The following is a 10,943-nucleotide window of genomic DNA, read 5'->3' on the forward strand; positions in this document are numbered from 1 at the left end:
GGCGTGGACCAACTGGATCGGCTACTCCGTCTCCAGCTCGGCGATCCACGATAGGCGGTTTTGGATCGATCACCGCCCTGTCGTTTCGCCGCTCGGCCTTGTCCCGACAAGTCCGCCACCCACGTGCGCTCCTAAAGAGTAAGCCACGTGGCCTGACGAGCCAGCCGGGGACCTAACAGCGACCCCGCTCAGCCTATCCCCATCGCCGCTTCGGGCCGGATCCAAGCGCCCTCCCCTTGCGACGGGGACAGCTATGAGTATGGCGCGGGGCTGAACGCGGATCATTCAGCGGCGCATAAAAGTGAGAAGCGGCTGATTTCGTGAGACTCTTCTTCACGAATGCCGGGGATACAGCGCGCTCAATCCCCGTACTTCCGTACAAAACACCGTGTCATCCCGGAAGCGCCGTAGGCGCTGTCCGGGACCCAGGGGGTGCGTGAACGCCATGCGCGCCGCCCCTGGGTCCCGGCCCTACGCTGCGCTTCGGCCGGGATGACACGGGTTTGTTGGTCTTCTTCTCTCCCGACGAAGCAGCTGCGCCTGCGCCTCGGTGTCGCGGGGGTTGAACGCGACAAGCGGCTAACCATATGCTAGTCAGAGAGCCGCCAAACGCTCGCGGTCGCTTCGACCGAACGCTCAGGCGCTCCATCGCCCCCACCGTCCTCGACGGTTCCGGGCGGATTTTTCCAACCCTTTGATCTCTACGGGCTGGCGACACGCCACGCCCTTGTCTGGAATTTTATGAAAACCAACGTTACCCGCGCGGCCGCTCTTCAACGCGCGCCCCGCATCGCCTCCAACGCTCAATCGCCGTTTCACACGGCCAAGCCCGCGCCGCGTCCCGCCACGTCCGATTGGGCCTGGCCCGGCCTGACCCGCGCCGAACTGCGCGAAATGGTCATCGAACAGATCGGCTGACCCCCAACCTGGCTGGCGCTGCCAGCCTAAGTCTCAGGACGGGCTCTCCGCCCGTCCCTCCGGCCGCTTCGCCACCGTCTCCCACGCCCCGACCGCCACCAGCGCCAGGGTCGTCAGCACGGACAGCGCCAGCGGGCTGACATGGCCCGCGACCGGAACCGTCGCCGCCAATAGCGCCAAGCCGACGATCCGCGTATGCGACCACCGCCGGAACACGGCCAGCTTGAACACCACCGATCCGAACAGGAACAGAGCCGGCCCGCCGATCACGGCGGCGGCGATCTTGAAGTCGGTGTGGCCCAACGGATGGTGCAGCACCCACTCGTCGCCGACCGCCGCCACGATGATCCCGGCCACCGGCAGCAGGTGGCTATAGGTATAGGCCACCCGGGCGATGGCCCCTGGATTGGCCGAATGGGCGATCGCCTCGCTGGCCGCTTCGGCCGTCGACGAGAAATAGATCCACCACATGGCGATGCTGCAAACGAGGGCGCTGGCGAAGGCGGCGATCACCTCGATGCTCCATGGCAGGCCCGCGACCGTGGCCCCGGTGACGATGATCGACTCCCCCAAAGCGATGATCGTGAACAGGGCGCAGCGCTCGGCCAGGTGCGCGCCCTCGACGGTCCAGTCATTGGCGTTGGAGCGGCCCAGGCCCGGCGTCCAGAACCCCAGGGCCGGCCCGACATATTCCAGGCCCATGGCCAAGGCCCAGACCAGCAGGCGCGCCTCGCCCTGCTGGAAGGCGCCGGCGATCCAGAAGATCGCCGAGAAGGCCATCCAAGACAGGATGCGGACGAAGTTCAGGCGATGCTCGGGCTCGCGCCAGACGGTGACCACGAAAAACAGGGTCCGCCCCACCTGGATGAAGACATAGGCGGCCGCGAACACCAGGCCCCGCTTGCCGAACGCATCGGGAATGGCGGCCGACAGCACCAGGGCCGCGGCCATCATCACGAACAGCATGATCCGCACCGGCGACCGCTCGGGGTCCAGCCAGTTGGTGACCCAGGCCGTGTAGATCCACGCCCACCAGACCGCCAGCAGCAGCAGGCCGGCGTGCAGCAGCCCCATCCCCGTCGGATGGGCCAGCACGGCGTGCGACAGCTGGGTGACCGCGAACACGAAGACCAGGTCGAAGAACAGCTCCACATAGGTGACGCGGGCGTGCTCGTCGGCGCGGCGTTGGCGCAATAGCGGCGTCGTGCGGTCGGTCATGGCGTCCCCTTCGCGGGCAAACTAGCCGCGTGACGGCGAGTCTCGCGAGAGGCTTTCGTCCAGCTTCGAACCAAAAGCGGCCGCCGCGCGCTATCTCGGCATGGACCGGTTCGAACATCTGCTGGAAAGCCTGAAGGCCTTCGCCCTCACCCGTCCGATCGCCTACGGCGCGCCGGTTTGCGCCGCGATCGGCGTCGTGGCGGGGCTGGTCATGCGGACCGGATCGCAGGAAGCGCTCTACACGCCCGAGATGTCGCCCGCCGCGACCAGCGCCGAGGCCATGGCCGAACCGATCGCGTGGCCGGCCGGCAAGGTCCCCGACTATGTGGTTGGCACCGACTTCCTGAACGCGACCCAGCCGCCGCCGATTCAGATGGCCGCGTACGAGGAACCGTCCTACGAACCCCCGCCGATGCCGGACATCCCGCCCTACCAGGCCAGCGCCCATGGCCCCGCGACCGCGCCGCCCGATCCCGACGGTCCCCATTGGGCGTCCGAGCGCGGCGACATCCTCGACGTCTCCCTGCCCGAGGATCGCGCGCCACAGCCGGTCCCGGCGGTGCTGGCCGACGCGGCGGCGACGGGCATGACCACGCGCTGAAGGCTCGCTTTTTCGGCCGTCTCACTCTAGTGGGAGCGGCATGACCGACTATACGCCCCAGCAGATCGTCGCCCGCGGCGCGCGCGCCGAAGCCGAGACCGCCGCCGACGCCATCGACAACCATCCGGGCCTGGAAGGCGCGACCTACTCCATCCTGGAGGAAGACGAGGACAAGAACATCTGGCGCATCGACGCCTTCCCGACCACGGAAGACGAAGACGAAGGCCTGATGACTCTGCTGGCGGGCTTTGACCTGAAGGTCACGCGCGACACCCTGGCCGACGCCGACTGGCTGGCCATGGCGCTGTCGGGCCTGCCGCCGGTGCGGGCCGGCCGGTTCTTCGTCTATGGCATGCACGATCGCGGTCGCCTGCCGGCCAGCACGATCAACCTGCGCATCGAGGCCGGCGCGGCGTTCGGCACCGGCCACCACGGCACCACCGTTGGCTGCCTGCAGGCCTATGACCGGCTGATCAAGGCCCGTCGCTTCAACAAGGTCCTGGACGTCGGGGCCGGCACTGGCCTGCTGGCCATCGCCGCCGCCCGCACGGGCACGAAGCTGGCGGTCGGCACCGACATCGACAAGCCATCCGTGCGGATCGCCAAGGAGAACGCCGAGGTCAACAAGGCCAACGCCCGCTTCGTCCACGCCTCGGGCCTGTCGAACAAGCTCGTCGCCGAGAACGCGCCCTACGACCTGGTGTTCGCCAACATCCTGGCCCGGCCGCTGATCAGCCTGGCTCAGGACATCAAGCGCGCCCTGGTTCCCGGCGGCACGGTGATCCTGTCGGGCCTGCTGCGCACCCAGGAGCGGATGGTCAAGGCCGCCTATCTGTCGCGCGGCTTCAAGGTCGTGAACCGCATCCACCGCGACGCCTGGGCGACCTTGGTGCTGCAAAGGCCGTAGGAACCGGCGGGTCGACGGCCACGTTCCTTCAACCACAGTCCATAGGCTGGAGGAAACGCCCGTGACCTATACCGATCCTCAAACCCCGCCGCCCCAGACGCCGCCGCCCCAAACGCCGCTACAGGAGCGCCGCGTCGAAGTCCGCGAGAGCGGCTCCGGCAACGCCGGCTGGCTGATCGCCGGCATGATCGCCATCGTCGCGGTGATCGCCGTCGGCTTCCTGATGATGCGCCCGAGCGGCCCCGACCAGAACCAGCTGCAGCAGGCCCAGGAACAAGGCCGCCAGTCAGGCTTGGTCGAGGGCGCCCAAGGCGCGGCTCAGACCGCCCAGGCCGCCGCCGAGACCGCCGCTCGCGACGCCCGCTCAACCGCCGATCAGGCGCGCCGCGACACCGAGCAGGCCGCCGCCAACGCCGCCCAGGCGACCCGGGACGCCGCCGACCGCGCCGCGGCCAGCCGCAACGACCAGGCCGCCTCGCCTGACAACCCGCCGGCGCAACCGCAGCCCCAGCAACCGTAGAAAGTTCGTCCCCTTTCCAGGGCCGGGTCGGCGGATTACATCGAGGCATGCGCCAGACCTTCGATGAATCCACCGACCCGTCCTTTGGCCCCAAGCACGTCCCCCTGATCCGCGCCGCCATGGCCGCCCAGGGGCTGGACGGCTTCCTCGTGCCGCACGAGGACGAGCACCAAAACGAGTACCTGCCCGCCGCCAACGACCGCCTGGCCTGGGCCAGCGGCTTCACCGGCTCGGCCGGCGCCGGCGTGATCCTCAAGGACCGCGCCGCCGTGTTCGTCGACGGCCGCTACACGCTGCAGGTCCGCGAACAGGTCGACCAGGGCGTGTTCGAGATCCGCGACCTCGTCGAGGGCGGCGTGCCCGCCTATCTGGAGACCGCCGAAAAGGGCGCGGTGATCGGCTACGACGCCCGCCTGCACAGCCCCTCGGCCCTGGAAGGCCTGAAGGCCGCCGCCAGCCGGGCCGGCGCGGTGCTCAAGCCCGTCGCCGCCAATCCCGTCGACCTGGCCTGGGGCGAGGCCCGCCCCGCTCAGCCGATAGCCCCGATCGTGCCGCACCACGTCGAATATGCCGGCGAAGAGTCGAGCGCCAAGCGCGCCCGGGTCGGCGCCTCGGTGGGCGCGTTCGGCGCGGACGCGGCCGTGATCACCGCCCCGGCCTCGATCGCCTGGCTGTTCAACATCCGCGGCGGCGATGTGATCCGCTCGCCCCTACCGTTGTCGCAAGCCATCCTCAACGCCGACGGCACGGCGCGGCTGTTCATCGCGCCCGCCAAGGTCACTACCGACCTGCCCGCCTGGCTGGGCAATCAGGTCTCATTGGAGACGCCAGACAAGCTGGAAGAGGCGCTGGGCGACCTTTCGGGCAAGGCCGTGGTCGTCGATCCCGGCCAGTCCTCGGCCTGGTACTTCGACACCCTGGCCGCCGCCGGCGCCAAGGTCGTGCGGGCCATAGATCCGTGCACCCTGCCCCGCGCCTGCAAGAACCCCGTCGAGCTGGATGGCACGCGCGAGGCGCACCGTCGCGACGGCGCGGCCCTGACCCGCTTCCTGCACTGGCTGGCCACCGAGGGTCAGGTCAGCCCGCCGGATGAGAAGGAGGCCGTCGCCAAGCTGGAGGCTTTCCGTGAAGCGACGGGCGTGCTGAAGGACCTGTCGTTCGACACCATCGGCGCGGCCAACGGCCATGGCGCCCTGCCCCATTACCGCCCAACCGAGCGCAGCAACGAGCGCGCCCGGCTGGGCTCGCTGCTCCTCGTCGACAGCGGCGGCCAATATCTGGACGGCACCACCGACGTCACCCGCACGGTGGCGATCGGCGAGCCGAGCGCCGAAATGGTCAACCGCAACACCCTCGTGCTGAAGGGCCACCTGGCCATCGCCCGTCTGCGCTTCCCGCCCGGCACCACCGGCTCGGCCATCGACGCCCTGGCGCGGATGGCGCTGTGGGCCCACGGCCTGGACTACGACCACGGCACCGGCCACGGCGTCGGCGTCTATCTGGGCGTCCACGAGGGCCCGCAGCGGATCTCCAAGGCCCCGAACACCATCGCCCTGCAGCCCGGCATGATCGTCTCGAACGAGCCCGGCTACTACAAGGACGGCGAATACGGCATCCGCATCGAGAATCTGGAGGTCGTCATGCCGGCCGAGCCCGTCCCAGGCGGCGACCGGCCGATGCACCGCTTCGAGGCCCTGACCCTGGCCCCGATCGACCGCCGCCTGATCGACAAGGCGATGCTGACGGCCGAAGAGGTCGCCCAGGTCGACGCCTACCACGCGCGGGTGCTGCGCGAGATCGGGCCGCGGGTGGAGGCGGACGTGCGGGCCTGGATGGAAGCCGTCTGCGCGCCGCTTTAGGCGGTCACTTGCCCCCACCTGACCGCTTCGCGGTCGTCCGCCCCCGGAGGGGGCGGAAGGGAACCGCGTCCTTCTTCCCCCTCCGGGGGAGGAGGGCTGCAGGCTCGGAGGGGGCCAGTAGCAACCCTATTTGATCCGGTTCCACACCTGCGTCTTGCAGAACGGCGCCACGATGCAGCCCTTCAGTTTCAGCTGGGTGTCGCTGAGCTGCTCGATCGTGCCCGAATAGGTGCCGCCGTCCTCGGGATTGTAGACCTTGCCGCCGGTCCACTTGGTCGGGCCGCCGGTGAAGTCATACAGCATCTGCAGGCCCTTCAAGGTCCGGCCGCGCTGGGACGCGTCCTTGTTCTTGGAGTCCTTCAGGGTCGGGTCGGTCTTGATGTTGTTCGAGGTCACCAGCTTGCCGCACAGGGCGTTGCCGCAGCGGGCGATCTCGACCTGGCCGCCGTTGCCGGGCGTGGCCCACAGGCCGGTGACGTCGGCGGCGAAGGCCGAGCCCGAGACGGCGGCGAACGCGGCGGCGATCAAGGCGGTGCGGATCATCTGTTTCTCCCTAGTGGCGCGTCTTCCAACGCGCGTTTTGAGTCCCTCGTTGCGCGATCCCTTCAGTCAGGACAAGGCCGAAGGCGAAAAGGAGGCGGGAATTGCGGTCGCGGCGATCCGCCTCAGCCCGCATAGATCGGCCGACGGTACTTCGGCGCCCCGCGCGGCGGCGTGTAGCCGTCATGGTCCAGCCGGCCCAAGGTCATGCCCAGCCGTCCCGGCAGCTCACGAACGTGGGCGAGGCTGTTCAGCGACGTGGCCGCCAGGGCGACCTGCCCACAGGCATAGGCGTCGGCCGCCGCGTCGTGGTGGGCGAAGGTCACGCCCAGATGGCCGCAGACCACATTGAGCTTGTGCGAGGGCAGGTCCGGCCAGACCCCGCGGGCCACCTGCACCGTGCAAAGATAGTCGAAGCCCGGCGCCCGCACGTCATAGTGCTCGCAGGTCCGGCGGATGACGCTGACGTCGAACGACGCATTGTGGGCCAGCACCAACGCGCCCTCCAGTTCGGGCCGCAGACGCTCCAGCACGTCCGGCCATTCGTCGGCGTCCGCCACATGCTCGGGCCGAATGCCGTGAAACGCCATGTTGAATGAGGCGAAGCGATTGCCGGGCGGACGGATGTAGTGGTGCTCGATCCGCGCCACCTGACCATCCTCGATCCAGGCCAGGCCGATGGAGCACGACTGGCGCGCTGCTCGTTGGCGGTCTCGAAGTCGAGGGCGATGACTTTCACGCGCCCACCATCGCCAGCCACTCGTCCTCGGTCATCACCTGGACGCCCAGCTCAGTGGCGGTCTTCAGCTTGGAGCCCGCGCCGGGGCCGGCGACCACCAGGTCGGTCTTCTTCGACACCGACGAGGCGACCTTGGCGCCCAAGCTCTCGGCCTGAGCCTTGGCCTCGTCGCGGGTCATCTTCTCCAGCGCGCCGGTGAAGACGATGGTCTTGCCAGCCACGGCGGTGTCGGTCTTCGGCTTGGCGACGGGCTGGATGTCCAGTTCGGCGACCAGATTGGCGACCTTGGCGCGGTTGTGTTCCTCGGCGAAGAACCGCGCCAAGGACTGAGCCGCGACCGGACCCACGCCGTCGATGGCCGCCAGATGCAGATAGTCGTCGCCCGGCGCGCCTGAAGCGGCGGCGGCCAAGCCCTCGGCGAAGGCGTCCCAGGTCCCGTAGCGCTGGGCCAGGGCGGCGCGGGCCGGCTTGGTCAGCTTGGGGACCGCGTGGCCGATCTTGATCTCCAAGTCGTCGGTTTGCGGCCAGGGATCGGCCATCGGCCCGCCCTTCCCCGCCTCGATCAGGGTGTCCAGCGCCTTGGGCCCGACCCCGGGCGCGGTCGAGAGCTCCAGATAGGTCTCCCCCGGCAGGCCCTCGGCGGCGGCTTCGGCGGCGGCTTGCAGATCCTCGAACCGATCGAAGTTGCGGGCCAGCACGGTCGAGGTGGTCTCGCCAATGTCGCGGGCGCCCAGGCCGTAGATCATCCGGTCCATGCCGATCGTGCGCCGCGCCTCGATGCCCTTGATCAGGTTGGCCACCGAGGTCTCGCCATAGCCGTCGCGCTCGCGCAGCGCCGTCAGCTTGTCCTCGTCCTTGGCCAACTTGAAGATGTCGGCCGGCTCGGTGATCCAGCCCTCCTCGAAGAAGGCCTGCAACTGCTTCTCGCCCAGGCCTTCGATGTCGAAGGCGCGGCGCGACACGAAGTGGCGCAGGTGCTCGACCCGCTGGAACGGACAGGCGAACTCGCCGGTGCAGCGGCGCACCACCGATTCCTGGCCCGAGGCGTTGACCTCGCGCGCCAGCGGCGTCTGCAGCGGGCACGGGCAGACGTGAGGGAATTCGAACGGGTCCGGGACCGGATCGGGCCGCGCGTCCAAGGCCACCTCGACGATCTGCGGGATCACGTCGCCGGCCCGCTGGATCACCACCGTGTCGCCGATGCGGACGTCCAGGCGGGCGATCTCGTCGCCATTGTGCAGGGTGGCGTTGGTCACCGACACGCCCCCGACCGTGACCGGCTTCAACCGCGCCACCGGCGTGATCGCCCCGGTGCGGCCGACCTGCAGGTCGATGGCTTCGAGGATCGTGCGGGCCCGCTGGGCCGGGAACTTGCGGGCGATGGCCCAGCGCGGAGAGCGTGAAACGAAGCCCAGACGCCGCTGCTGCTCCAGGTCGTCGACCTTGTAGACGACGCCGTCGATGTCGAAGCCGAGCGTGGGCCGCAGGGTCTCGAACGCGGCGTAGATGTCGAGCAGGCCCTGGGCGTTCTCGACCCGCCGGGCCGGCGGGGCCGTGGTCACGAAGCCCCACTCGGCGAGCTTTTCCAGCGCTCCCCACTGGCTGTCGGCGAACGGACCCGAGATCAGGCCCCAGGCATAGCCGAAGAAGCGCAGCGGCCGCTGGGCGCTGATCTTCGGATCGATCTGGCGCAGYGAACCGGCGGCGAAGTTGCGGGGGTTGGCATAGGTCCGCTGCCCGGCCTCGAGCGCGGCGGCGTTGAAGGCGGCGAAGGCTTCGAGCTCGACATAGACCTCGCCGCGCACCTCGATCACGTCGGGCCAGCCCGAGCCCTTCAAGCGATGGGGGATGTCGGCGATGGTGCGGAGGTTGGCCGTGACGTCCTCGCCCACCCGGCCGTCGCCGCGCGTCGCGCCCTGGACCAGCACGCCCTTTTCGTAGCGCAGCGAGGCCGACAGGCCGTCGATCTTGGGCTCGGCGGTGTAGGCGACGGTGTCGGACGGCGACAGCCGCAGGAACCGCCGGATTCGCGCGTCGAACTCGGTCGCCTCGTCATTGGAGAAGGCGTTGTCGAGGCTCAGCATCGGCACGCCGTGCTCGACCGGGGCGAACTGCTCGGCCCGCGCCGCGCCCACGCGCATGGACGGGGAGTTCTCGCGCACCAGGTGCGGGAAGCGGGTCTCGATGTCGAGATTGCGGCGCTTCAGGGCGTCGTACTCGCCGTCGCTGATCGTGGGCGCGTCCTGCTGGTGATAGGCCAAGTCGTGGGCGGTCAGCGCGTCGGCCAGCTGCTCCAGCTCCTCCACGGCCTGGGCTTCGGTGAGATCGGCTACGGGGATCTGAGACACGGGCGGCGAATCCGAAGGCGGCGAGAAGTCGGCACGTTAGCAACGTGGCGCGGACCTTGCGACCGGTGGCTCGAAGGAGTCCACGATGTTCAAAGCCGGCACAGTCCCTGCCCTACCCGTCCTGTCGCGAGACGGGCCGCTGGACGCCCTGCGCTTCCTGGCGGCGCTGTTCATCGTGCTCTATCACGTGGCCGAGCGGGCGCCGGTGTCGCTGTTCAGCCTGTCGCCGGCCTTCGGGCGCGGTTATCTGGCGACCGATTTCTTCCTGATGCTGTCGGGCTACGTGCTGGCGCGCACCTACGGCCCGCGCGTGCTGAGTTCGGATGTCGACACCCTGACCTTCCTGAAACGCCGCGTGCAGCGCATCTGGCCGCCGCACCTGGCCATGCTGGCCCTGTTCGTGGCGTTCTTCGTGCTGACCAGCGTGGTCGGTCTGGCCCCGCAAAACCCGCAGTGGTTCCAGTGGGACCAACTGCTGCCGCAGATCTTCCTGGTCCAGGCCTGGTTCGTGCCGGGGACCTCGGGCTGGAACGTCCCGACCTGGACGCTCTCGGCCCTGATCGTCGCCTACGCCCTGTTTCCGATGGTCTGGCGCAAGGTCGCCGCCACCAACCGGCCGGTGCAGCTGCTAGCCATGGGCGTCTGCGCCTATGTGGCCATCGACTTCACGGCGCTGATCCTGTTCGGCGTCCACGGCTACCAGCTGCCGCTGCGGTTTGGCCTGATCCGGGGCGTGCCGCTGTTCATGATCGGCCTGCTGGTCGCTCGCCTGCCGGTCACCGCCCTGGCGCGCCGCCAAGCCCTTCCGCTGGCCGCCGCGACCTTGGCGATCGTCATCGGCGTCCAGGCTCTGGGGAATTTCGACCACTTCAGCCTGGCCCTGCTGGGCTTCCTGATCTACGCCGCCGGCGCATCCAAGCCCCAGGCCTGGCGCTGGGCCGGCGCGGCGGGGCGGCTGTCGTTCTCGCTGTTCCTGACCAATGCCCTGACGGCGGCGGTGTGGTTCGGTCTGGTGCGGACCGTGGAAAACAAGATTGGCCTGCCGGCGGGCGCCGAATGGGCGCTGTGGGCGGCGGCCATTCCGGCGGCGATCGTGACGGCTTGGGTGTTCGAGCGGTTGGTGGATGCGCCGCTGCAGCGGTGGATCAAGGGCCGTGAGGCGCGGGTGCGTGACGTGGCGGTGTCGGCCACGCCTGCCCAGGCCTAACTTTTCTCGTCATCCCGGGCGGCGAAGCCGACCCGGGACCCAGGGGCCAAGCGCACTGCGGCGGCCCCTGGGTCCCGGCTCTCCGC

Annotated in this window: 9 protein-coding genes and 1 pseudogene; 6 read left to right on the forward strand and 4 right to left on the reverse strand. The window is 69.3% G+C overall.

Features of this window, described 5'->3' with window-relative positions; all coding sequences use genetic code 11:
• The first annotated feature begins 741 nt into the window (after positions 1–741).
• Entirely contained in the window at positions 742–918 is a 177-nt protein-coding gene (locus tag AC1DSO_RS23765; protein ID WP_477071160.1) for a hypothetical protein, read from the forward strand.
• A 33-nt stretch (positions 919–951) separates the two neighbouring features.
• Here the strand turns inward: AC1DSO_RS23765 and AC1DSO_RS23770 are convergent, their stop codons facing one another.
• Complete coding sequence (locus AC1DSO_RS23770; RefSeq protein WP_477071161.1) at positions 952–2,136, reverse strand: low temperature requirement protein A; 1,185 nt, start codon at positions 2,134–2,136, stop codon at positions 952–954.
• Positions 2,137–2,236: 100 nt separating this feature from the next.
• Here AC1DSO_RS23770 and AC1DSO_RS23775 point away from each other — a divergent pair, with 100 nt between their 5' ends.
• From AC1DSO_RS23775 to AC1DSO_RS23790, 4 genes are all read left to right on the forward strand, one after another.
• Positions 2,237–2,737, forward strand: coding sequence for a hypothetical protein (locus AC1DSO_RS23775; RefSeq protein ID WP_477071162.1), 501 nt, complete (start codon positions 2,237–2,239; stop codon positions 2,735–2,737).
• A gap of 40 nt (positions 2,738–2,777) precedes the next feature.
• Positions 2,778–3,644, forward strand: coding sequence for a 50S ribosomal protein L11 methyltransferase (locus AC1DSO_RS23780; protein WP_477071163.1), 867 nt, complete (start codon positions 2,778–2,780; stop codon positions 3,642–3,644).
• A gap of 61 nt (positions 3,645–3,705) precedes the next feature.
• A complete protein-coding gene (locus AC1DSO_RS23785) occupies positions 3,706–4,164 on the forward strand; it encodes a hypothetical protein (protein ID WP_477071164.1) in 459 nt (152 codons plus the stop codon).
• 47 nt (positions 4,165–4,211) lie between these two features.
• On the forward strand, positions 4,212–6,023 hold the full coding sequence (locus AC1DSO_RS23790) for an aminopeptidase P family protein (protein WP_477071165.1): 1,812 nt from the start codon (positions 4,212–4,214) through the stop codon (positions 6,021–6,023).
• A gap of 126 nt (positions 6,024–6,149) precedes the next feature.
• On the opposite strand, the gene AC1DSO_RS23795 is transcribed toward AC1DSO_RS23790, so the two are convergent.
• The 3 genes and pseudogenes from AC1DSO_RS23795 to ligA form a co-directional block, all read right to left on the reverse strand.
• The gene (locus AC1DSO_RS23795) at positions 6,150–6,566 is read right to left on the reverse strand and encodes a DUF2147 domain-containing protein (RefSeq protein WP_477071166.1); all 417 of its coding nucleotides are present in this window, start codon (positions 6,564–6,566) and stop codon (positions 6,150–6,152) included.
• 122 nt (positions 6,567–6,688) lie between these two features.
• A pseudogene (locus AC1DSO_RS23800) lies at positions 6,689–7,323 on the reverse strand (3'-5' exonuclease).
• Positions 7,299–9,650: an NAD-dependent DNA ligase LigA gene (gene ligA, locus AC1DSO_RS23805; RefSeq protein ID WP_477071167.1), complete on the reverse strand. Its 2,352-nt coding sequence runs from the start codon at positions 9,648–9,650 to the stop codon at positions 7,299–7,301. The pseudogene AC1DSO_RS23800 and the gene ligA overlap by 25 nt, the downstream one beginning before the upstream one ends.
• 85 nt (positions 9,651–9,735) lie before the next feature.
• On the opposite strand from ligA, the gene AC1DSO_RS23810 reads away from it, so the two are divergent.
• Positions 9,736–10,857 carry an acyltransferase family protein gene (locus tag AC1DSO_RS23810; RefSeq protein WP_477071168.1) on the forward strand — a complete coding sequence of 374 codons (1,122 nt, stop codon included), beginning with the start codon at positions 9,736–9,738 and terminating at the stop codon, positions 10,855–10,857.
• Positions 10,858–10,943 lie beyond the last annotated feature (86 nt).

The organism is Caulobacter sp. P4_E5, from assembly GCF_056401555.1.

Coding starts and splice junctions, on each gene's coding strand:
- AC1DSO_RS23780 (WP_477071163.1), top strand. CDS start 2,778: ATGACCGACTATACGCCCCAGCAGATCGTCGCCCGCGGCGCGCGCGCC.
- AC1DSO_RS23790 (WP_477071165.1), top strand. CDS start 4,212: ATGCGCCAGACCTTCGATGAATCCACCGACCCGTCCTTTGGCCCCAAG.
- AC1DSO_RS23810 (WP_477071168.1), top strand. CDS start 9,736: ATGTTCAAAGCCGGCACAGTCCCTGCCCTACCCGTCCTGTCGCGAGAC.
- AC1DSO_RS23795 (WP_477071166.1), bottom strand. CDS start 6,566: ATGATCCGCACCGCCTTGATCGCCGCCGCGTTCGCCGCCGTCTCGGGC.
- AC1DSO_RS23770 (WP_477071161.1), bottom strand. CDS start 2,136: ATGACCGACCGCACGACGCCGCTATTGCGCCAACGCCGCGCCGACGAG.
- AC1DSO_RS23765 (WP_477071160.1), top strand. CDS start 742: ATGAAAACCAACGTTACCCGCGCGGCCGCTCTTCAACGCGCGCCCCGC.
- AC1DSO_RS23775 (WP_477071162.1), top strand. CDS start 2,237: ATGGACCGGTTCGAACATCTGCTGGAAAGCCTGAAGGCCTTCGCCCTC.